The sequence below is a fragment of the Pseudomonas germanica genome, assembly GCF_019614655.1.
In the GTDB taxonomy this organism is placed as follows: Bacteria; Pseudomonadota; Gammaproteobacteria; order Pseudomonadales; family Pseudomonadaceae; genus Aquipseudomonas; species Aquipseudomonas neuropathica.
Window position 1 is genome coordinate 997,585 of the sequence record NZ_CP071586.1, and the last position, 19,813, is coordinate 1,017,397.

Here is a 19,813-nt window from a genome sequence, read left to right on the forward strand (position 1 = left end):
TTCGCGAAATCCATGGCATTCCTGGCCAGCAAAGTCATCCGGTCTGCTTTTCGCGTAGGTCATTTCCTAAGTTGTACTTCAGCTCTCTACTCGGCCATGGCTCTCGGCGAGAATCCCCGACCGCCCCTCCTGTAGAGATCCGCCCATGTTCGAACCAGTCAACGAGTCGTCCTTTCGTCTCGATGTAGCGGGCCTGTCCGACCCTTTCGAAGTCCTGGCCTTTACCGGTAGCGAAGCCCTCAGCGAATCCTTTGCGTTCGAGATCGATGTGTTGATCGACGATCCGCACCTGGATCTCGCCGGCCTGCTATACCGTTCGGCGTTCCTCTGTTTCGGGCCGTCGGGGGAGGGCGTGCACGGGCAATTGCAGAGCCTTGTCCAGCATGAACACGCAGAGGGCTCGAGATTGAGCCGGATCCGTCTGGGGCCGAAACTCGGTTGCCTCGCGCTGCGCTTCAGTCAACGCATCTTCAGTGGCCGTTCGGTGCCGCAGATCATCGAACAAGTGCTCAGGGAGCACGGGATTGCCGGCGCCCAGTGCCGCTTCGATCTGTCTGGCGGCTACCCGGCCCGGACGTTCTGCACGCAGTATCGCGAGTCCGATCTGCAACTGCTCCAGCGCTTGTGCGCGCAGGCGCGGATTCACTATTACTTTGAACACGATCGCGACCGGCATTGCCTGGTGTTCGCCGATGATCCGGCGCAGTTACCCGTGGCCGGTGCCGCGCAGTATCCGCGCGGGGACGACGGGCAAGATACGTCTCCTGCGTTGCGGCAATGGCAATTGCAAAGTGCAATTGAGACCAGTTTATCGGGTGTGCAACGGGCTGAAGGCCAGAGTGAACTGCCAGCGTTGCGCAGCGGTCACTGGCTGCGGTTGGCCGGTCATCCCTTCGCTGAATGCAATCGGCCGTGGTTGCTGACACGCATTGAACATCGCGCCGATCCATCCCGTGAACCTCCCTACGTCAACCGCCTGTTCGGCACGGTGCAAGTGCCGTACACATCGGCTACAGCGCCATCGCGCCTACGCATGCACAGCCTGCAACGGGCCTGGGTGGTGGCGGTCGATGAACCGCAGCCTGACCGGATGCGCCCGGTGGCGGTGCAATTCGACTGGCTCTACCAGGGCGAAGGGGCCGCTCCGAGTCATTGTTGGCTACCGCTTGCGCCGTCCCTGGCGCAGGTGTCCATGGCGGCGCTGAGCGAGGGTGTCGAGGTGGTTGTGAGTTTCTTCGAGGGGGATCCGGATCAGCCGATGATCAGCGGCGTGCTGCAGCCGCCATCCACCGCTGTCGACACCGATGATGACCTGCCGTTGCCTCTGCCCGACAGCCTGGTGAGTGACGGCTTGCAGCAACTGCTGACTTGCGGTGAACCGTTGCTGCTGTTGTGCCTGATCCCCGGCGGCGGCAGTTTCAACCATTGCTCTCAATCGGTGTGCAGTTGCCGACTGGTCACCGCGCTTGAACAGAGCGGCGCAACATGAATGGCGCGGCGCTTGAGCCCATGGCGCAGTGGCTGCTGCTCGATGGCCCGGATGCACCGCAGGCCTTGCTGACCCTGCACCGGGCTTTTGCCGGTGTGCAGTGTTTCAGCCTGTTCGAGGGCACTGAGTTCGAACCGGTCAGCGAGCATGGCCCGGTGTTGATCGAGCTGCGTGACTGCCCGGCATTGGCTGCGTTGTGTCACAGCGACCCAAACACCTGGCGCGGGCTGTTGCTGGGCAGTGAGGTTTCGGCGCAACAACTGCTGAGTCACTTGCAGCGCATGCTCACGGTGTCGTTTGGATTGAATCACCGGGCTTTGCTCAGCTATTACAACCGGCAGACCGCGAGCTATTTTTTCGATGCCTGCGATGCTGCTGAGCTGAGCCGCTGGCTCGGGCCGATCCGTCAACTGCGCTGGTTCGGTGGCACTTGGGCCGACCGGGCGATTGGCAGTCTGGGCTGGCAGCAGTTGCGCAACCCGGGGCTAGCCGTCGAGCCGCTGAGCATCGAAGAAAGCCTGACCCGGCGCCAGCGCGAACGCCTGCAAACCTGCTTGCTGGAGCAGCATATCTGGCGCTGGTGCCAATCGCTGGGAACCGATTACGCGACGATGGCCTCCCATGTGCATCAAGGCCTGACGCTGGGATTCAGCGACCGCACCGTGCTCGATGGCTGGTTATGGCTACGCTTGCTGCATCCGCGAGCCGTGCTGGTGCCACCGCCGGTGGGGCTGACCCAGCAGCAGCGGCTTGACCATGTACGGCGCCAGTGGCGCAGCGATCAGTCCTGAGGCGAGGTTCGGCGCGTATGGCAGGTTTATTCCGGCAAGGGTGGGGGATCGTGTTGCTGCTGGTGCTGGGCGGTTGTTCGCCGGTGCAGGTGCTCAATGCGTTGACTCCGGACAGCACGTACGCCAAAACCGTGGGCATCGCCTATGGCGACGATCCTCGGCAGAAGCTCGACGTGTATGTGCCGCATCAGCCGATGCCCGGCGCGCCGGTGGTGGTGTTTTTCTATGGCGGCAGCTGGAACAGCGGTTCGCGCGTCGACTACCGCTTTGTCGGCGAAGCGCTGGCATCCCGAGGGATTGTTGCCGTGGTGGCGGATTACCGTTTGTATCCACAGGTGCGCTATCCGCTGTTCCTGCAAGACGGCGCGCGTGCGGTGGCATGGACCAAAGCGCATATCCACGAGTTTTCCGGCAACCCGCAGCGCTTGTATCTGATGGGACACAGCTCGGGCGGGTACAACGCGGCAATGCTCGCGCTGGACAGCGAATGGCTCGCGGCGGTGGGCATGTCGCCCAGGGATGTACAAGGCTGGATCGGTCTGGCCGGGCCGTATGATTTTCTGCCGATCAAGAATCCCGAGGTGCGTCCGGTGTTCTTCTGGCCGGATTCACCGCCGCAGTCGCAGCCGATCAACCATGTCAGTCGCGGCGCACCGCCTGCGCTGTTGATTGCGGCAAGCCGGGATGATCTGGTCAACCCGACGCGCAACACCGGTGGCCTTGCGAGCAAGCTGCGCGAGGCCGGTGTGCCGGCGCAGGATTTGTATTACTCGCGGCCCAGCCACATAACCTTGGTAGCGACCCTGTCGCGGCCGTTGCGGCGTCTGGCGCCGGTGCTCGATCAGGTGGTCGGGTTTATCGCCCACACGCCGAGTCAGTGAACGCCGCCACTGAACCAGCCATCGTTGCGCTTGAGCCACCAGGCTTGCGCACCGAGGGTCAGGCTACGCAACACCATGAACAGCAGAAAAGATATCCACAGCCCGTGATTGCCCAGACCTTGCAGCGCCCAGGCGAACGGCAATAACAGCACCACGGTGATCAGCATGCCGTTGCGCATTTCCCGCGCGCGGGTGGCGCCGATGAACAAACCGTCGAGCAGGTAGCTCCAGACTGCAATCAGCGGCAGCACGGCGAGGTAGGGCAGGTAGACGAACGCGGTGTCGCGCACGCTCTGGATATCAGTCTGCATCTCGATGAACAAGTGCCCGGCCAGCAGGAACAGCATGGCGAAGCCGAGGCTGGCGATCAGTGACCAGCCGCCTGCCACCACCAGCGAGCGACGCAGGGCCAGACGATCACGGGCGCCGATGGCGTGTCCGCACAAGGCTTCGACGGCATGGGCCAGACCATCCAGCGCATGCGCGGTGAGCAGCAAGCCATTGAGCAGCAGCGCGTTGGCGGCCACCGTCGAATCACCCAGTCGCGCGCCTTGCACGGTGATCAGGAAAAACACCGATTGCAGCGCCAGGCTGCGGATAAAGATATCGCGGTTGACCGCCAGCAACGGGCGCCAGCTCTGCCAGATTCTCAGCGCTGCCCAAGCGATGTGCCCGGGGTACGCGCGCAGCGCCTTGCGGGTCAGCAGCAGGCCGAGCAGGGCGCCGCTCCATTCGGCGATCACCGAGGCGCGCGCCGAACCGACCACGCCCCAGTCCAGGCCGATGACGAACCACAGATTGAGGACGATGTTGATCAGGTTGGTGGTCAGCAGAATCGCCAGCGGCGCCCGGGCGTTTTGCGTGCCGAGAAACCAGCCGACCAGCGCATAACTGGCCAGCGCCGCTGGCAGGCCGAACAGCCGCGTGTGGAAGAAGTCCCGAGTGAGCTGATCCAGCTCCGCCGACGGTTGCATGAAGTGCAACGCAACACCACTCAGCGGCACACCCAAAGTGCCAAGCACTAGCGCCAGTCCCATCGCCAGCAGCAAGCCCTGCAACAGAATCTGCCGCAACGCCGCACCGTCGCTGCGCCCGGCGGCTTGCGCGGCAAACCCGGTGGTGCCCATGCGCAGAAAGCCCATGGCCCAGGCGAGAAAGGTGTACAGGCTGGCACCGACCGCCACCGCGCCTAATTGATGGGCGTGGGGCAAGTGGCCGATGACGGTGCTGTCGACCAGCGCCACCAACGGTACGGAAATATTGGACAGAATCATGGGCGCGGCGAGTGCCCAGACCTTGCGGTGCGTCGGGCGGTCGCGCCAGTCGGCGATCAGAGTGGACATGCGGGCTCCTTGGGGAGCGGCATTGTAGCGATTCCTCTGGCCTGAAACGCGATTCACTGTAGGAGTGAGCCTGCTCGCGATAGCGTCCGTTCAGTCAAAACAGCTTCGAATGACACACCGCTATCGCGAGCAGGCTCACTCCTACAAGGTTTTGTGGCGCTAGTGAATAATCCAGCTAAGCAACCACAACCCCAGCAACAACCAGATGATCCCGGCAATGATCGACGCATTCATGAACGCGCGAATCGCCGACCACAACAGCATCAATCCGACAATCAGGGCGATGATGCTGATGATCGAGGTGTCCATGCCCAGGGTTTTGGCCAGCCCGTCGACAAAGTTGCCACCGGCATTGCTCAGAATGTTGAACAAGCCACTGAGGCCATCGACGATAAACCGGATGACCGAACCGAGCGCCTGCCCGAGCCATTCGAAAAAGCTTTCTACCTGCATGTGTGGATCCTGATGAAAGAGCTGAGCCTTGGGCCACAACGCGGGTGGCCGAGTTCCCTGCATGATAGAAGGTTTGCACCCATTCTGTGTGGGAGCGAGCCTGCTCGCGAATACGGTGGATCAGATAACTGATGGGTTTGAATGACACACCCCTTTCGCGAGCAGGCTCGCTCCCACATTAGATCACCTGCGCCGCTTGCCTTTGGTGGGTATCCCCCCGAAGCTATACGCCTTCAGGAGAACCCGATGAACCTTGTTGAACTGACCGAACGCCTGCACGCCATTCGCGACCGCAATGACTGGCGGCAATTTCACAGCCCGAAAAATCTCGCCATGGCCGCCAGCGTTGAGATGTCTGAACTGGTGGAAATCTTCCAGTGGCTGACGGAAGACCAGTCGCGCCAGTTGCCCGCCGACAAACTCGCCCACGCCGGGCAGGAAGTCGGCGATATCGTGTTGTATCTGTTGCTGCTGTGCAGCGAGTTGGGCCTGGACATGAATGAAGTGGTGCGCGCCAAGCTTGCCGACAGCGAACGGCGGTTCAGCTGATGAGTGACCGGCATTTCGATCAGTTGGCGACGCGGTTCGCCGAAAAAATCTATGGCGGTGCCAAAGGCGCGATTCGCCTCGCGGTGTTGCAGGCCGACCTAATCGAGGCACTGCCGGATCGTCCGTTGCGAGTGCTCGACATTGGCGGCGGCCTCGGCCATATGTCGCTGTGGCTGGCCGAGCGCGGCCATGACGTAACCTTCACCGAGCCCGCCGCACCGATGCTCGACGGCGCGCGCCAGCGCTTCGCCGACTCCGGGCAAACCGCAACATTCATCCAGGCGCCGTGGCAGGAACTGCTCGGGCAACTCACTGAACCTTACGATCTGGTGATTTGCCACGCCGTGCTCGAATGGCTCGCCGAGCCTCACGCGATCCTGCCGGTGCTGCATCAACTCACCAAGCCCGACGGCTGGTTGTCGCTGGCGTTCTACAATCGCGACGCGCTGATCTACCGCAACCTGCTCAAAGGCCATTTCAAGAAAATGCGCAAGAACAGCATGGCCGGGGAAAAGCAGAGCCTGACCCCGCAACAGCCCCTCGATCCGCGGGAATTGGCAACGCAACTCGAAGGCTTGTGGCAGGTCGAAACCCAGAGCGGGATCCGGGTTTTCCACGACTATATGCCGGTGGAATTCCAGGCCCGCGCCGAACTCGCGGATTTGCTCGAGATGGAACTCGCTCACCGCCGTCACCCAAGCTTCGCCGGGCTTGGGCGCTACTTGCACTGGATCTGCCGGCCGATCTGATCGGAGCGCGACATGAAAGCTCAATCCGGGTTATTGCTGATCTGTCTGGGGTTGGCTGCCTGCCAGGGCAGCAACCCCTACGTGGCGCAGTCGCGGCCCCTGCCGCCGGCGCCAGCGCAAGCCGCCACCACCTTCGACCGTAGCGCTTACCCGGCGCCGCCGCGTGACTACGGACGCTATCGCAGTTGGGCCTGGCTCAACGGGCAGTTGCCGCCGGGTACGGCGTGGGCGGACTCGGCGCAAGTGGCCGAAGCGGTGAGCAATGCCCTCGATCAGCGCGGTTTGCGACCGTTGCACGACAACCGCCCGGCCGACCTGTTGGTCAGCGCCGATCTGCGGCTGGAAACGCGTTTGCGGCAGGTCCAGGACGACTACGGTTATTACGGCGGCGGATACGGCGGCTATGATCGCTACGGCCGCGGTTACGGCATGTACAACACGGTGCCGATCGTGCGCACGTATTCGGAGCAGGTCGTGGTAGTGCAGGTCAATCTGTTCGATGCCGGCAGCGGGCAACCGGTCTGGAGTGCCAGTGCCGAAACCGCGAACAAGGGCAGCGAAATCGATCGCACCGATTCGATCCGCGAAGCTGTGGAAAAGGCCATGTCGGCGTATCCTCCGAGTTAGCTTTCTGCCAACGGGGAAGCTGCCGCAGGTTCATGTCTTCAACCGGAGAAAAACCATGTTCCGCCGTCTCGCTTTACTGGCCATGGCCGCGCTGCTCAGCGCCTGCGCCGCCAACCAGGTCAACCACGACTTCGATGCCAGCCGCGACTTTGCCGCCTATCGCAGCTGGAGCTGGAAAGACCCCGCCCTGCAATATCGCCCCGATGATCCACGAATCAAAAGCGACCTGACCGAACAGCGCATCCGCCAGGCTGTGGCCGATCAGCTCGACCAGCGCGGTTTGCGTCCTGCGGCGGCGGGGGCCAAGGGTGATTTGAGTGTGCAGACCTATCTGATTGTCGAAGATCGTCAGCAACAAGTGACGACCAATTACGGCGGTGGTTGGGGTGGCCCGTGGAATGGTTACTGGGGCGCACCGATGTACAACGAAACGCGCAACATCACCTACAAGGTCGCGACCATCCAGATCGACCTGCTCGACGGCAAGGACGGCAAACTGGTGTGGCGCGGCAGCGATGAGCAGATGCTCGCCAGCCGGCCGAATCCGCAGGATCGCAGCAATGCCATCCGCGAGACGGTCGGGCGGATTCTGGCCAACTATCCACCGCGCTGAATCTGTTCAGGAAAAACGGGAGCCCTTGAGCTCCCATTTTTTTGGCCCTGCGACGACCCCCTGTAGGCGCTGCCGAAGGCTGCGATCATTTGATTTTGCTTTTTAGAGGCCAAGATCAAAAGATCGCAGCCTTCGGCAGCTCCTACGGGGGATTGCGCGTCTACACTCAGTTGCACCAATGGAGCTTGCGGCAAAGGAGTGCGCCATGTCGCCTCGTTCGCGATTCACCAGCCCGGCCCGGCAGCGCGGGGCGATTGGCTTGATGGCGGCAGCCACCCTCAGTCTGGCGGTGGTGATGCTGCTGTTGGTGGTCGACACCGGCCGCTTGTACATGGAACAACGCAAATTGCAGCGGGTGGTGGACAACGCCGCCCTCGAGGCCGTCAGTCGTGGCGGCGATTGCCTGCCGGGCCTGAGCGCCGCCAGTTACGCCGGGCAAAGCGCCGTGCGCAACGGCTACGTTGTCGACGCCAGCAACACCCTCGCCACCACGTGCGGCACCCTGGTGACTGCCGCCAGCGGTTTGCGCACGTTCGCCGTGGATGCTACGCAAATGGCTGCGGTCAAAGTCGTCGCCAGTCGCACAGTGACCACCAGTTTTGCCGGTGGTGTACAGGCCTTGTTCAGCGGCACACCGGTCAGTCTCAATACCACGCTGAACGCCTCGGCGGTTGCCGCCAAACCGCAGCCAACGGTCGCCCAACTGAATATTCGCAGCACGCTGACGAGCATCGATACAGCCCAGTCGAACATCCTCAATCCGCTGTTTTCCGGGCTGCTCGGTGGTAACGTCAATCTCACGGCACTGGGCTGGGACGGCCTGCTGAACACTGATATCAACTTACTGAAATACCTTGATCAGTTGGCGATCAATCTCAACGTCGCGGCCGGCAACTACACGCAGTTGCTCAATACCCAGGCCACGGTGACGCAACTGATTCAGGCCGCCGCGACGGTGGTGCAACTCAATGGTGCGACCGCCCAGGTGATCACTGCGCTGGGCCAATTGCAGGTGGCCGCGATCAACGCGGCGCCGGTCAAACTGGGTGACATCCTGCAATTGCAGACCGGGACCACGGCAGCAGGGCTGGACGCCAATCTGCAACTGCTGCAACTGATTCAGGGCGTGGTGCAACTGGCCAACAGCAAGAGTGCGGTGGCGGCGACGTTGCCGATCAGCGTGCTCGGGCTGGCGAATGTCACGGTGCGGGTGAAAGTGATCGAGCCGCCGCAGTTTTCTGCGATTGGCGATCCGGCGCGGGCCAAGGTAAACCCGACCGGGGCGGACCGGATTTATGTGCGTACGGCGCAGGTGCGCACGATGTTGTCGGTGAGCCTGCCGGTGCTGTCCGGGGTCACGGGGCTGACCAATGCGGTGTTGGGATTGGTCGCGGGACTGACGCCGACGCTCAATGCGGTCCTGAGTCTGAATCTGGTAGCAGTCCTGAGTTCGGTCGCCTGCGCCGGTTGCCAGCAACTCGACCCACTCCTATTGCCATCCCCCGAAATTGACATCAGCCTGGATGCTGGTGGCGCGAAAAGCTATGTCACCGATTACAGCTGCCCAACCGGGACAACAGGCACGAAAAGCCTGACTGCCCACACCATCACATCCATTGCCGACCTCAAACTCGGCAAGATCGACCCTGCCAACGCCTTTTCCTCGGCCGCCGAACCGACTGTCACGCCATTACCGTTGGTTGACCTGGGAATCGTCACGTGCCACAAGATCCTGGGCATCGGAACTTGCGACCCCTCCACCCATATTCAATACGGCGCTGGCGGCATTGCGATCATGCTCGACACCAGCGTCGCGCAAAACACCCAGGATCTGGTGTTCTCCAGCGGCACACCGTTCGCCACCCCGGCCAACCTCAAATTGCTACCGAGCGTGCTGCCCGCCGTACCGACCAACAACATCGTCGGCAGCTTGTCGAACACCCTCGCGGGGATCAACCTGATCGTCTACAAACCCCAGGGCAGCAATCCATTGGGGGCCGTTGTTACCGGCGTTGCCTCGTTGATCAGTGATGTCACCAGCAAACTGCTGCCGGTGGTAACCAACCTGGTCAGCCCGTTGCTCGACCCGCTGCTGAACAACCTGCTCAAAGGCCTGGGCATTAACCTGATGGATGTCGACGTCGGTGCCAACATGACCTGCGGCCAGACCGGCAAGGCCTATCTGGTGATCTAGGCGTCCACGGCAACCGGCAACTCGATGCAGAACCGCGCGCCCTCGACCGAGTTGCGCACGCTCAACTCGCCGCCCATGTTGTCGATGATGCCGTAGCTCACCGACAGCCCCAGCCCGGTGCCGACGCCGATGGGTTTGGTGGTGAAAAACGGCTCGAAAATCCGCTCCAGCAAACGCGGATCGATGCCGCCCCCGTTGTCCTCGACCCACAGGCGCACGCACTGTTCATCGCGTTCGGCATAGATCGAAATCCACGGTTTGAAAGATGAATCCTTCTCGCGTTTGCTCAGCAACGCGTCGCGCGCATTGACCATCAGGTTGATCAACACTTGTTCAAGCTGATCGACGTAGCCACGCACCTGAACCTCGAACGCGGTCTCGCTGATGCGCAAGTCCACGCCTTTGCCGCGCATGCCTTCGGCCAGCAGCGACAGCGTGCCTTCGATGGCCGAGGCCGGGTTGAACAGTTGCTGCTCGATCTCCGAACGTCGGCCGAATACGCGCATGTGATCGACGACTTTCGCTGCCCGCTGCACCTGCGCATCGATGCGGTTGAGTTTGTCGGTCAGGTAATCGACCTGCACATCGCCGTTGCCCAGGCGCTTGAGCACGTTGACGATGGCCATGCGCATCACGTTCAGCGGCTGATTGATTTCATGGGCGAGGCCGGTGGCCATTTCGCCAAGGGTGGCCATTTTCGCGCTTTGTGTGAGTTGCTGTTGCGAGCGGCGCACCTCGGTGTTGTCTCGGCCCACCGCTTGCACTTCGATCAACTGGCCGTGCTCATCGAACACGCCGCGATCGGACCACACCCACCAGGCATGTTCTCTGCCGGGCAGTTGCAGGCTGATTTCCGCGGTGCTCACCGGTTGCTCCACGGTCAGTGCAGCGAGACGCTGGACGAACGCAGTACGTTGTTCCTCGGACATCCAGCTGCCCAGATCGACCCCTGGCAGTTCCTCCGGCGTGCATTCCAGATACTTCGCCAACGGCCGGTTGCCAAAGGTCAGAATCAGATCCGGGCGATAGCGACAGATCATTGCCGGCGAGTCTTCCACCAGAATCCGATAGCGCTCTTCACTCTTTTTCACCTGTTCGGCTGCCAGGGTCGCCTCGGTGACGTCTAGCCACAAACCGACCGCTTCGACCGGCAGGCCGAGGTCATTGCGCAGCAGACGGGCTTCATCGAGCAACCAGTGATACTCGCCGCGACGGTCGCGCAGTCGATAACGGCTGCGCACCGAACCTTCGCGCAGCAACTGGCGGCTGCGGGCGAAATACACATCGCGATCCTCGGGATGGATCATCTCGACCAGAGCGCCGTCGCTGCAGTCCTCAAGGTTCCACCCCAGCAAGGGTTGCAGGCTGGCACTGAAGAACGCCGGGATCAGTGCACCTTCGTGGTAGTGCTGGACGTAAATCACCGCGGGCGAACTGGCGATCAGGTTGTCCAGCCGTGCATGCGCGGCGGCAGCCCGTTGTTGCTGGTTCTGGATGTCGCTGATGTCGAGCATGAAACCGACCAACCGCCGTTGCGTGCCGTTGCCAATCACTTGGCCCTGCACGCGATACCACGTGGGCGCCTGCTCGTTATTACCACCGCGCAGGCGTACCGATAACGTCAGGGCTTCGCCGTGTTGTTGCAAGGCTTGCAGACGGCTGCGCAACTCGTCGCGGTCGGCGGGATGGATTTGCGTCAGCCAGTCTTCCAGCGGTAATCCGCCAGGGTTCACGTCCAAGACCGCCGCCAGCGCGGGTGCCAGTTGAATGTGCTTGTCGCCTGCCAAAATCTCCCACCAGCCTGCACCCAACAGGGTTTGCAACGCTTCGATGCGCTCCAGTTGCAAGTGATGCTGCTGTTCGCGCAGGCGGCCGAGCAACGGCCCGGCCAGCGCGCCGGCCAGCGTCATCCAGTCGCGCTCGCTCAGGTATGGCGCGACGCTGTCCACGGGATAAAAACCGCAGAGCAGCCAGGCCACCACACCGCGCTCATCGCTGTACGGCACCGCGAAACCTTCGGCACTGCCGAACAGGGCCTGCACCCGCGAATGTTCATCGAGGCCATGCTGCGCGCCGACGCGTTGCGGCGCGGCACCGTTAAGGCTGTCCAATGGCGTGCCCAGGCGCTGCCCGTCATGCCACAGATCCGGCGCATCGTGGGCGCGATACTGGCGATGGATTTGCCAGCCCTGTTGCTCATCATCGAGCAAGGCCAGCGCCAGACAGGGGATATGCCAGCGCTGGGCGATCATTTGCAATTGTTCGCTGACGATCACCGGCAAACGCACTTGGCTGCAGGCGCGTAACTGTTCGCTGACCTGCCCGGCGATCAATTGGCAGGCATCACGCTGACGCGATTGTTGGCGTTCAAGCAGCAAGTCAGCGATGTCGATCAACTGCATCAGCCAGCCGTCGCCCAGCGGCTGTACCCAGCCACGCAGGTGCACGGTTTGCTCGGCGAGACCGAAAAAATCGAGATCCAGCAAGAGCCCCAGCCACTCCCTCGGCCGACCTTCGATGGTCAGCGTGCTGTGGGGCATCAGATAAGTGCTGAGTGGCAAGGGTTGATCTTGAGGTTTGAACTGCGCCAGCAGATGCCGCAGCGGCCCGGCCATTTGCAGCACGTCACCGTCGTCGTTCAGGTACAGGTGCAAGCCTGTCGCGGGTGAGCCGAGTGGGTCGGGCAACTCGTGGGCGGCGGGTGGTGTGCGTTTGAGCAAGCGCCCGAAGAGCTTGTCCCCCGACGTCAAAATTGCAGACTCGATTTGGCGGTCAGATAGGTGGGCAGATTGGGCACTGTACCAACCACCGGAAGCACCAGAAACGGCATGACCTGATTCAACTTGCTGACCGGATAATCCACGCGCACCGTCAGCAGGCCTGACGCGCTGTATTGGGTGTTGGTATCAACGCCGATCACTAGGTTGAAGACCGGCGGAATCCAGGACAATTGCTGGGTCAGCGTGGCATTCGCGGTGTTGATCACCACGGTTGAATAGTTGGGTGTGTTGGGATCGACCGCGACACTGCGGCGCACGGCTTCGGACGTGGCCTGATTGAACGATTGCATCATCACCAAGGGCAGGCTGTAACTGACCAGGCCGTAAAACACGGCGAAAAAGATGATGAACACCAAGGCGAACTCAATCGCCACCGCACCTTTTTGCGACTTGCGAAAGCCGGTTTTCATGAGTGCGTCTACCCTGACTGTCACTGCGTAGTCTCAGCATAGAATCATTCCGCAAAAATGGACGGTTTTTACCGGATGTACAGTTTTCTCCTCCTGATCTGGCTGGGCCTGTGCGCGGCGCAAGATGCCCGCCAGCGACGCATTGCCAATGGGCTGACGCTCGGTGCGGCGGCGCTGGCGCTGATCTATCTGTTGTGGACCGGCAACACTTGGTTGGGCGCTGAGGCGGAGCAGGGCGGTTGGGCCTGCCTGATCGCGCTGGCGCTGACCCTGCCGGGTTTTTTCATGGGGCGCATGGGCTCCGGCGATGTGAAATTAATGACAGCCCTCGGCCTTGCGACGGACGGTCTGTTTATTCTTGGCGTATTTATAGGGGCGGGCGTCGCCAGCCTGATCTGGATGCTGCTGGCGCCAAGAGTCTGGCTCCATATGAGTCAAGGGCTTAGAGAACGTCTGCGATATCTGGCCCCGGGCATGTCAAAAAAGCTGCCATTTGCACCGTTCGTGCTGGTCGGTGCAGTGCTCGTTATGCTTTGGATCCACTAGTCGCCAAGCGCCACTAGTTCTATGTACATAGTCGGAAAGTACGTCTACTTTCAAATGAACTGGTTATACAGCCAAAGGCTGACAGTACAGGAATGGTCAGCTTTGGCCTGGGACATGGAGTAGCACGTGAACAAGCTTACGTCTGCGGTAAAAGTCCTCGTGGTCGACGATCAGCCGTTGATCGTGGAGGAGCTGTGCGAGTTTCTTGAAAGCAATGGTTATCGCTGTGTGCCGTGCGAATCCAGTCTGCAGGCGATCGAGTGTTTCAGTGAGGACGCGGAAATCGGTCTGGTGCTGAGTGATCTGCACATGCCGGACATGGATGGCATTCAACTGATTCAGGCGTTGCAGCGTTTGGCGGGCAAGCGTCGGGTGTTCGAGGCGATCATGCTCACTGGGCGTGCCGACAAGCAGGATGTGATCAAGGCATTGCGTGCCGGGATTGCCGATTATTATCAGAAGCCGATTGATCTGGATGAGTTGCTCGACGGGGTGCGGCGTCAGGAGGCGGCGCTGCAGGAGCGGCAGAAGAATCTGCAATTGGGGCATTTGAATCAGAAGTTGCAGTATCTGTCTGAGTCGATTGATGACCTTTATCAGGATCTGGACAAGGTGCGGCGTAGTCCTTCGGCGGTGGTTCGTGATGTGTTGGGCGGTGAGCCTGTCGAGGCTGAGGCTCAGGAGATGCCGGAGATTTTCAATCAGTTGTCGCCGCGGCAATTGGATGTGGCGCGGTTGGTGGGCAAGGGGCAGACCAATTATCAGATTGCCTGTGAGTTGGGGATTACCGAGAACACGGTGAAGCTTTATGTTTCTCAGGTGTTGCGGTTGACGCATATGCATAATCGGACGCAGTTGGCTTTGGCTTTGTCGCCTAGTGCTTCTGCTTTGCGGCAGCGGGTTACGGCGCATTGACTTGGCGGCCTTTGGGCCGACCATGCTCTTGGGGTTTTGGGTGAATATCCGTTGCTGCGGGGGTTGCCGCTGACGGTTCCGCTCTTACAGCGGGTCACTTTTGGCAAACGCCCCAAAAGTAACCAAAAGGTCTGCGCCCTGACGTTCGGCCCGCTCGCTGGGGCTCGGGGTTCCTTCGCTCCGGGATCGATCCGGGGGCATCGCTTCCGGTTTGCTTCGCTGCACCTCCTTTCGATGTGTTCGACTTCGTCGAACGGCGCTGCGCGCCTACCCCCGGATCAATCCCTCTACTCAGCCTGCCGACGGGCTCCAAGATCAAAAGCAGGCGAGCTGACACTCGGCCTATTGAGTGGTGAAGAGCGGGTGTTCGGCTTTAGTTTTGTGGTGGATTTGCCCCTCATCGGAACACCGCCCGCCCAGCCCTCTCCCGAGGGTGAGGGAGCTGATCTGGTGATTTTCAGTATCTGAATTCGACTCGGTCTTTCACGTCGACGTAGCTCTCCCAAACACCTCGGTCAGTCCCCTCTCCCTCTGGGAGTGTATGTACCGGAGACATGGTGGACACATGTTCGGAGACATGGTGGACGGTTTTAGATCTTCTTACCTGCCGTAACGATCTGCAAGTTCAAGTCGATTCGGGCGATACGATGTCTACTCCAGTAGACATCGTGGATGCCGTCCTCCGTCGTTTCCCTGATAGCCACTGACCTCCCGTAAAATGCCTTTCCAACTGTGTATTCACGATTGCCCCAGTAGATCTCGCCCTTCACCTGAACCTTCCTGACCACATCCCCATCATCGTACTCAGGCGCCGCCGGTTGCTCCTGATATTCCCGCGGGCTACTACTGTAGCGAGTAGCAGGAACCTGCATGCCCAGTGCTTGATGCGGGCGCTTCTGGTTGTAAATCTCACGCCAGATATCAAACGCCCGTTGCGCATCGTCCAGATCGATGAAGAGCTGGCCTTGCAGGACTTCCCTTTTCAGGCTGCGGTGGAAGCGCTCCAGCTTTCCCTGGGTTTGCGGGTGATAAGGTCGGGAGTGGCCGACCTTGATGCCCTGGCTCATCAGCCAGACCTCCAGTGCGGTATAAACACCTGTCTGATCACCCCATGGCGAACCGTTGTCCATCGTCATGCGTAAAGGCAGGCCGAAACGCCGAAAGGTCCTGATTAGATGCTCCTGAACGGTTTGGCGCTGCTCATTAATGCATGCCGCGATGCACAGCGAAAACCGTGAATGATCGTCCAATATCGTCAACGGATGGCAACGCCCCTGAGCCAGGCTGATATGTCCCTTGAAGTCCATCTGCCAAAGATCGTTGGGCGCTTCATGCTCGAACCGGATAAACGGTTTGATCTCAGCGGCCTTTGGATCAACGCGCGAATGACGCTGTAAAACCGCATGCACGGTACTGACCGAAGGCATCACTTTGCCGTCGTCTTCCAGCACACGCTTGAGCTTGCGAGCGCCCCAAGCGGCGTACTCCTGACTCACGGTCAGAATCTGCTGCTCAACATCGTCAGCGCAACGTTTGGGTGATGTCTTTGGTTGTCGAGACTGATCGATCAATCCCTCTGCACCTGAGGTCTCAAACCTGTTGAGCCATTTGTAGGCAGTGCTTGGGCTGATATTGAATCGACGGCAAAGCTGCCGAACATTGGCCCCTTCTTGCCGAGCCAACAGCACGAATTCTGAACGAAGCTGCACGGTGGACACCTCTTCCCAAGACACAGGCCATCTCCTTCGCGATGAGCAATGTGTCTATTAAAATGTGTCCACCATGTCTCCGAACACCTGTCCACCATGTCTCCGGTACATACAGGGAGAGGGTTAGGGTGAGGGTTGGCTTTTGGCTGTTTAAATTTGTGCCAGATAACCGGAACCTTCCCACACGGTTTTCAGGTTGTCCGTCGGACGTGCGCTCTCTAGTCTTTGGCTGTCGCTGCCAATTCAGCGACCGGGTGTGGAAACCTGAATTTCAAGTAGATGCGTTGCATCGCTACCGCAATCATTGTCGGCGTCTTCTTTCGTCTGCAAACTGTGTCGCGGCGGCTGTGCGCGGGCAGGCTTCGGTCTGGCCGGTTGCCTACTTATCGGTTTTCCACCCTGCGTACAGCTGCCACCTTTTGTCGTGTGGAAACGACAAAGGTTGGCTCCTCAGCCAAGTAGGAGTTGTTATGGACAAACTGATCCCCGACCCACCCACCGAACCCACGACCCCACTCGAAGAAGCTATCCGCGCCGACGACCTCGTCAAGAACCGCGAGGCCATCAAACGCGCCCTCGATTTCTACCTCTGCCCCGAACCCGCGAAACCCCACCAACCCACCACGATGTTCCTCATCCATCCGAAAATCGATACCGAAAGCCTGCTCGCCCATGCCTGCGAATCCCTGGCTTCGGCCAACACACTGGCCGGTAACTTTGCCGATCAGTTGGGCCGCCCGGAACGCAATACCGCGCTGGCGATTCAGCAGATCATCATGCTGGCCGAGCTGGCGGTAAACCGGGCACTGGATCGGGTGGATCCGCAGACCTGATCCGGCAGGCACACTGCGTCATCGTTCATCGCCAGCAGGCTGGCTCCCACATTTGGAAATGCAATCCACCTGTGGAAGCGAGCCTGCTCGCGAAAGCGCTCGCAAGGTCACCGCCTCACTAATTCTTGCTCTCGATCTTCCCACCCGCATCCGGATCATAAAAATCCGGAATCTCGTATTTGTACTTCTTCAACCAGCGCTGCATCGCCAAATCCCGTTCGGTCGCGGTCGCCGTTTGGGGTTTTGGCGAGGCGGCTTTGTTACGGCTTTGCAGGACCAGCCAGCCTTCGGTTTCCTGTTGTTGCGCCGAGGCGGGGCCGGCGTCGATGGCGGTGGCGCTGAGGGGCAGGCTGAGCAGGGTCAGGTAGCACAGGCCTTTGAAGGGATGCATGGCTGTCTCCTTATTTGAGCGATGGCGGCAACGGGTCAGCGACGGCGGCCACTTGATTGCTGGTGGCGGGTTTGGCCTTGACCGGGGCTTTGAGTTTTTCTGCGCGTTGCTGGGCTTCGGTGAATTGTTGCGGGGTCAGTTTCGCGCGGCTGACGATTTCGGCGGCTTGTGGCCAGTCGTTCTGGTACAGCAGCAGGGTGACCATGTTCAGTGTCGCCAATTGATTGTTCTGCTTGAGTTCGATGGCGGTGAGGAACTCGAAGCGCGCATCGTTGAGGCGCAGTTGATTGAGATAGACCACGCCCAGGTCGTTGCGGATTTTTTCGTCGGTGGGGGCCAGGCGGGCGGCGCGTTGCAGGTGGGCCTGGGCCTGGCCGTTGTCGCCGCGAGCAGCGTAGAGCTGACCGAGGCCGTGTTCGGCTTCGGCGGTCAGGCAGCCGCCGAGCAGGCCGCGGTACAGCGGCTCGGCTTCGCTACGGCCGAGCAGACGATAGACCTTGGCTTTGCGCAGGCGCACTTCGCTGATGTTGTCCGGCAGGCTTTGCAGGTTGGCCAGGCTGGCGTGCAACTTGCCGTCGTTGGCCAGGTTGTCGGCGAGGTTCAGGGCCAGTTCCTGCTCCTGAGTCATTTTGCTGCAACTGCTCGGTGACAGCAGTGCTGTCCAGGGTGCCTGGCCGTCGGTGGCGCAACCGCCGAGCAGCAACAGACTTGCCATGACTATCAGTACTTTCATCAAACGCTCTCCATGAGCAAGGTCAGTTTGCGAACGCCCGGGCAATCGCAGTGAAGCCGGGGCCGGCGAGGACGATCAGCAGTGCCGGAAACAGAAACAGCATCATCACTACAGACATCTTCGCCGACATTTTCGAGATGTATTCCTGCAGGCGGGTCAGGCGTCGGTCATCGAGCAGTTGCTTGAGCGCCAGCAGCGATTTCATCGCGCCGCCGCCCTGTTGAATCAGTTGCTGCAGGATCACGCAGGTGTCGTTGAATTCGTCCACGGCGAGCATCACCGCGGCTTTGTTCAACTCCTGGCCAAGTTCCAGGCCGCTGTCGACACGGGCCAGAATCAGGCGCAGTTCGCTGGTCAGTTCCGGCAGCAGTTTTTGCGCTTCAATGCTGAGTACCCGCAGGGCTTGTTCGACGGCCATGCCGGATTCGAAAAGGATGCGCAGCAGCGGAATGAACGTCGACACCTCCACGGCGATGGTTTGCTGCCGGCGTGCCGCCGCGTAGGCCAGCAAGCGTTTAGGCAGCAGATAACCGCCGCCGGTAGCGAGCATCGGCACGATCCAGCGGTTGTCAGCCTGGGGGAAAAACACCTCTTGCAGAAAAATTGCCAAACCCAACGTTAGCAGCGGCGTGCCGATCTGGCAGGCCGCAAAAAGCGCGCGTTCATTGGCCCGGCGCCAGCCGATGCGGTTGAGCAGGGTCTGCGTTTCGCTGTCGATGCTCACCGAGCGTTGCCCGAACTTACTGCTGCCCAATGCGCGCAACCAGTTGCCGAAGCGATTCTCGCGCACCAGTTGTCCTTGCAGGCGCTGATTGATCTGACGCACCCGGCGCCGCTCCATCAGCAGGTGATTGATCACCAGCATCAAGGCGCCGAGCAGCAACATCAGTGCCGCGAGCCAGACCATGTCAGACGCTCCTCAACATGCGCCACAGCGCCAGGCTGCCGAACACTTGCAACACGGCAGCGCTGATCAGCATTTGCTGCCCGCTCGCGTCGTTCCACATCCCGAGCATGTAGCCGGGATTGGTCAGCATGAAGTAACTCACCAGCAGCAACGGCAACGAGCCGAGCACCCACGCGGTCATGCGCGTTTCGCCGGTGAGGGCGCGCAGTTGCCGCGCACCCTGGTCGCGTTCGCGGATCAGTTTGATCAGGTTCTCCAGCAGTTCACTGGCATTGCCGCCGTAGCGATGATTGACCTTCAGGCCGAGGGCGAACATGCGCAGTTCATCCTGTTCATACAGTTCGGCAAAGTCGCTGACGGCATCCGGCAAATTCACGCCCAATTGCACGTTGCGCTGGACCCGACCCATGGCTGTTTTCAACGGATCTTCGCTGGCCTCAATGCCGCCCATGACCGCGTCACTCAGGGTGCGCCCGGACTTCAGGCTACGCACGGTGTGATCAAGCAACTGCGGCAGTTGCTCGATCATGCGTTTGATCCGGCGCTGGTAGAGCACGGCGATGTACAGCCGCAGCGCGAGCGGCGGTACGAAGATCATTAGCAGCAGGCCGACCCAGTCGGCGAGAAAATAACCCAGGGCCATCGCCAGCGCCCACAGACTCAGCCACAGGCCGAAACGCTCGGTCGGGCGGCCCAGTCCGGCACGCAGAAACATCCGTTCCAGTCCGACCCACACAGGTTTTTCGGCAGCCAGTTGCGGTTGCCCGGCGGCCAGTCGATTGAGGACTTTTTCCGTTGCAGTCTTGCGCAGACCTTGCAGGAACAGGCGGATCGACAGCCCCAGCAGCGTCAGGCAGATAACGATGAGAATGATCGGTCCCAGCATGCTCGATGCTCCTT

At 60.6% G+C, this 19,813-nt stretch carries 20 protein-coding genes; 11 read left to right on the forward strand and 9 right to left on the reverse strand.

Going from position 1 to position 19,813, the window contains the following annotated elements:
- Window positions 1-145 precede the first annotated feature (145 nt).
- The 3 genes from J0G10_RS04255 to J0G10_RS04265 are packed head-to-tail and all read left to right on the forward strand — an operon-like array spanning window position 146 to window position 3,161.
- The gene (locus J0G10_RS04255) at window positions 146-1,489 is read left to right on the forward strand and encodes a type VI secretion system Vgr family protein (protein ID WP_220557552.1); all 1,344 of its coding nucleotides are present in this window, start codon (window positions 146-148) and stop codon (window positions 1,487-1,489) included.
- Window positions 1,486-2,280, forward strand: coding sequence for a DUF4123 domain-containing protein (locus J0G10_RS04260; protein WP_095047362.1), 795 nt, complete (start codon window positions 1,486-1,488; stop codon window positions 2,278-2,280). The genes J0G10_RS04255 and J0G10_RS04260 overlap by 4 nt, the downstream gene beginning before the upstream one ends.
- A gap of 17 nt (window positions 2,281-2,297) precedes the next feature.
- Window positions 2,298-3,161, forward strand: a complete 864-nt coding sequence (locus J0G10_RS04265; RefSeq protein WP_095047363.1) for an alpha/beta hydrolase — start codon at window positions 2,298-2,300, stop codon at window positions 3,159-3,161.
- Here J0G10_RS04265 and J0G10_RS04270 read toward each other — a convergent pair.
- Together J0G10_RS04270 and J0G10_RS04275 are read right to left on the reverse strand one after the other, a co-directional pair.
- Window positions 3,155-4,504: an MATE family efflux transporter gene (locus J0G10_RS04270; RefSeq protein WP_220557554.1), complete on the reverse strand. Its 1,350-nt coding sequence runs from the start codon at window positions 4,502-4,504 to the stop codon at window positions 3,155-3,157. The genes J0G10_RS04265 and J0G10_RS04270 overlap by 7 nt on opposite strands.
- A 159-nt stretch (window positions 4,505-4,663) precedes the next feature.
- Window positions 4,664-4,957 carry a hypothetical protein gene (locus tag J0G10_RS04275; RefSeq protein ID WP_007914623.1) on the reverse strand — a complete coding sequence of 98 codons (294 nt, stop codon included), beginning with the start codon at window positions 4,955-4,957 and terminating at the stop codon, window positions 4,664-4,666.
- 246 nt (window positions 4,958-5,203) lie between these two features.
- Between J0G10_RS04275 and J0G10_RS04280 the strand changes: the two genes are divergently transcribed.
- The 5 genes from J0G10_RS04280 (at window position 5,204) to J0G10_RS04300 (ending at window position 9,689) form a co-directional block, all read left to right on the forward strand.
- On the forward strand, window positions 5,204-5,506 hold the full coding sequence (locus tag J0G10_RS04280) for a MazG-like family protein (protein ID WP_007914625.1): 303 nt from the start codon (window positions 5,204-5,206) through the stop codon (window positions 5,504-5,506).
- Window positions 5,506-6,255: a methyltransferase domain-containing protein gene (locus tag J0G10_RS04285; protein ID WP_220557556.1), complete on the forward strand. Its 750-nt coding sequence runs from the start codon at window positions 5,506-5,508 to the stop codon at window positions 6,253-6,255. The genes J0G10_RS04280 and J0G10_RS04285 overlap by 1 nt, the downstream gene beginning before the upstream one ends.
- A 12-nt stretch (window positions 6,256-6,267) precedes the next feature.
- Window positions 6,268-6,882: a DUF4136 domain-containing protein gene (locus J0G10_RS04290; RefSeq protein WP_095047366.1), complete on the forward strand. Its 615-nt coding sequence runs from the start codon at window positions 6,268-6,270 to the stop codon at window positions 6,880-6,882.
- 55 nt (window positions 6,883-6,937) lie between these two features.
- Entirely contained in the window at window positions 6,938-7,495 is a 558-nt protein-coding gene (locus tag J0G10_RS04295; protein WP_095047367.1) for a DUF4136 domain-containing protein, read from the forward strand.
- Window positions 7,496-7,700: 205 nt separating this feature from the next.
- Entirely contained in the window at window positions 7,701-9,689 is a 1,989-nt protein-coding gene (locus tag J0G10_RS04300; RefSeq protein WP_220557558.1) for a pilus assembly protein TadG-related protein, read from the forward strand.
- Here the strand turns inward: J0G10_RS04300 and J0G10_RS04305 are convergent.
- Complete coding sequence (locus tag J0G10_RS04305; RefSeq protein ID WP_220557560.1) at window positions 9,686-12,439, reverse strand: PAS domain-containing sensor histidine kinase; 2,754 nt, start codon at window positions 12,437-12,439, stop codon at window positions 9,686-9,688. The two genes, J0G10_RS04300 and J0G10_RS04305, sit on opposite strands and share 4 nt — an antisense overlap.
- On the reverse strand, window positions 12,436-12,879 hold the full coding sequence (locus J0G10_RS04310) for a TadE/TadG family type IV pilus assembly protein (RefSeq protein WP_095047370.1): 444 nt from the start codon (window positions 12,877-12,879) through the stop codon (window positions 12,436-12,438). The genes J0G10_RS04305 and J0G10_RS04310 overlap by 4 nt, the downstream gene beginning before the upstream one ends.
- Window positions 12,880-12,954: 75 nt before the next feature.
- Here J0G10_RS04310 and J0G10_RS04315 point away from each other — a divergent pair, with 75 nt between their 5' ends.
- Both J0G10_RS04315 and J0G10_RS04320 read left to right on the forward strand, forming a co-directional pair.
- Window positions 12,955-13,425 carry a prepilin peptidase gene (locus J0G10_RS04315; RefSeq protein ID WP_220557562.1) on the forward strand — a complete coding sequence of 157 codons (471 nt, stop codon included), beginning with the start codon at window positions 12,955-12,957 and terminating at the stop codon, window positions 13,423-13,425.
- 126 nt (window positions 13,426-13,551) lie between these two features.
- Window positions 13,552-14,340, forward strand: coding sequence for a response regulator transcription factor (locus J0G10_RS04320; RefSeq protein WP_116255838.1), 789 nt, complete (start codon window positions 13,552-13,554; stop codon window positions 14,338-14,340).
- A 590-nt stretch (window positions 14,341-14,930) separates the two neighbouring features.
- Here the strand turns inward: J0G10_RS04320 and J0G10_RS04325 are convergent.
- Window positions 14,931-16,073: an IS481 family transposase gene (locus J0G10_RS04325; protein ID WP_220556126.1), complete on the reverse strand. Its 1,143-nt coding sequence runs from the start codon at window positions 16,071-16,073 to the stop codon at window positions 14,931-14,933.
- Between the two features lie 446 nt (window positions 16,074-16,519).
- Between J0G10_RS04325 and J0G10_RS04330 the strand changes: the two genes are divergently transcribed.
- Window positions 16,520-16,882 carry a DUF6124 family protein gene (locus tag J0G10_RS04330; RefSeq protein WP_095126100.1) on the forward strand — a complete coding sequence of 121 codons (363 nt, stop codon included), beginning with the start codon at window positions 16,520-16,522 and terminating at the stop codon, window positions 16,880-16,882.
- A 118-nt stretch (window positions 16,883-17,000) separates the two neighbouring features.
- On the opposite strand, the gene J0G10_RS04335 is transcribed toward J0G10_RS04330, so the two are convergent.
- From J0G10_RS04335 to J0G10_RS04350, 4 genes are read right to left on the reverse strand one after another with little or no spacing between them, the layout of a single operon-like run.
- Entirely contained in the window at window positions 17,001-17,273 is a 273-nt protein-coding gene (locus J0G10_RS04335; RefSeq protein WP_095047374.1) for a DUF3613 domain-containing protein, read from the reverse strand.
- Window positions 17,274-17,283: 10 nt separating this feature from the next.
- The gene (locus J0G10_RS04340) at window positions 17,284-18,006 is read right to left on the reverse strand and encodes a tetratricopeptide repeat protein (protein WP_095047375.1); all 723 of its coding nucleotides are present in this window, start codon (window positions 18,004-18,006) and stop codon (window positions 17,284-17,286) included.
- Window positions 18,007-18,028: 22 nt separating this feature from the next.
- Window positions 18,029-18,913, reverse strand: coding sequence for a type II secretion system F family protein (locus J0G10_RS04345; protein ID WP_220557564.1), 885 nt, complete (start codon window positions 18,911-18,913; stop codon window positions 18,029-18,031).
- Between the two features lies 1 nt (window position 18,914).
- Window positions 18,915-19,799 carry a type II secretion system F family protein gene (locus tag J0G10_RS04350; protein WP_095047377.1) on the reverse strand — a complete coding sequence of 295 codons (885 nt, stop codon included), beginning with the start codon at window positions 19,797-19,799 and terminating at the stop codon, window positions 18,915-18,917.
- Window positions 19,800-19,813: the final 14 nt, after the last annotated feature.

What these genes read in the sequence shown, in the direction of transcription:
- J0G10_RS04255 (WP_220557552.1), top strand. Translation starts at nt 146, where the DNA reads ATGTTCGAACCAGTCAACGAGTCGTCCTTTCGTCTCGATGTAGCGGGC.
- J0G10_RS04260 (WP_095047362.1), top strand. Translation starts at nt 1,486, where the DNA reads ATGAATGGCGCGGCGCTTGAGCCCATGGCGCAGTGGCTGCTGCTCGAT.
- J0G10_RS04265 (WP_095047363.1), top strand. Translation starts at nt 2,298, where the DNA reads ATGGCAGGTTTATTCCGGCAAGGGTGGGGGATCGTGTTGCTGCTGGTG.
- J0G10_RS04270 (WP_220557554.1), bottom strand. Translation starts at nt 4,504, where the DNA reads ATGTCCACTCTGATCGCCGACTGGCGCGACCGCCCGACGCACCGCAAG.
- J0G10_RS04275 (WP_007914623.1), bottom strand. Translation starts at nt 4,957, where the DNA reads ATGCAGGTAGAAAGCTTTTTCGAATGGCTCGGGCAGGCGCTCGGTTCG.
- J0G10_RS04280 (WP_007914625.1), top strand. Translation starts at nt 5,204, where the DNA reads ATGAACCTTGTTGAACTGACCGAACGCCTGCACGCCATTCGCGACCGC.
- J0G10_RS04285 (WP_220557556.1), top strand. Translation starts at nt 5,506, where the DNA reads ATGAGTGACCGGCATTTCGATCAGTTGGCGACGCGGTTCGCCGAAAAA.
- J0G10_RS04290 (WP_095047366.1), top strand. Translation starts at nt 6,268, where the DNA reads ATGAAAGCTCAATCCGGGTTATTGCTGATCTGTCTGGGGTTGGCTGCC.
- J0G10_RS04295 (WP_095047367.1), top strand. Translation starts at nt 6,938, where the DNA reads ATGTTCCGCCGTCTCGCTTTACTGGCCATGGCCGCGCTGCTCAGCGCC.
- J0G10_RS04300 (WP_220557558.1), top strand. Translation starts at nt 7,701, where the DNA reads ATGTCGCCTCGTTCGCGATTCACCAGCCCGGCCCGGCAGCGCGGGGCG.
- J0G10_RS04310 (WP_095047370.1), bottom strand. Translation starts at nt 12,879, where the DNA reads ATGAAAACCGGCTTTCGCAAGTCGCAAAAAGGTGCGGTGGCGATTGAG.
- J0G10_RS04315 (WP_220557562.1), top strand. Translation starts at nt 12,955, where the DNA reads ATGTACAGTTTTCTCCTCCTGATCTGGCTGGGCCTGTGCGCGGCGCAA.
- J0G10_RS04330 (WP_095126100.1), top strand. Translation starts at nt 16,520, where the DNA reads ATGGACAAACTGATCCCCGACCCACCCACCGAACCCACGACCCCACTC.
- J0G10_RS04335 (WP_095047374.1), bottom strand. Translation starts at nt 17,273, where the DNA reads ATGCATCCCTTCAAAGGCCTGTGCTACCTGACCCTGCTCAGCCTGCCC.
- J0G10_RS04340 (WP_095047375.1), bottom strand. Translation starts at nt 18,006, where the DNA reads ATGAAAGTACTGATAGTCATGGCAAGTCTGTTGCTGCTCGGCGGTTGC.
- J0G10_RS04345 (WP_220557564.1), bottom strand. Translation starts at nt 18,913, where the DNA reads ATGGTCTGGCTCGCGGCACTGATGTTGCTGCTCGGCGCCTTGATGCTG.
- J0G10_RS04350 (WP_095047377.1), bottom strand. Translation starts at nt 19,799, where the DNA reads ATGCTGGGACCGATCATTCTCATCGTTATCTGCCTGACGCTGCTGGGG.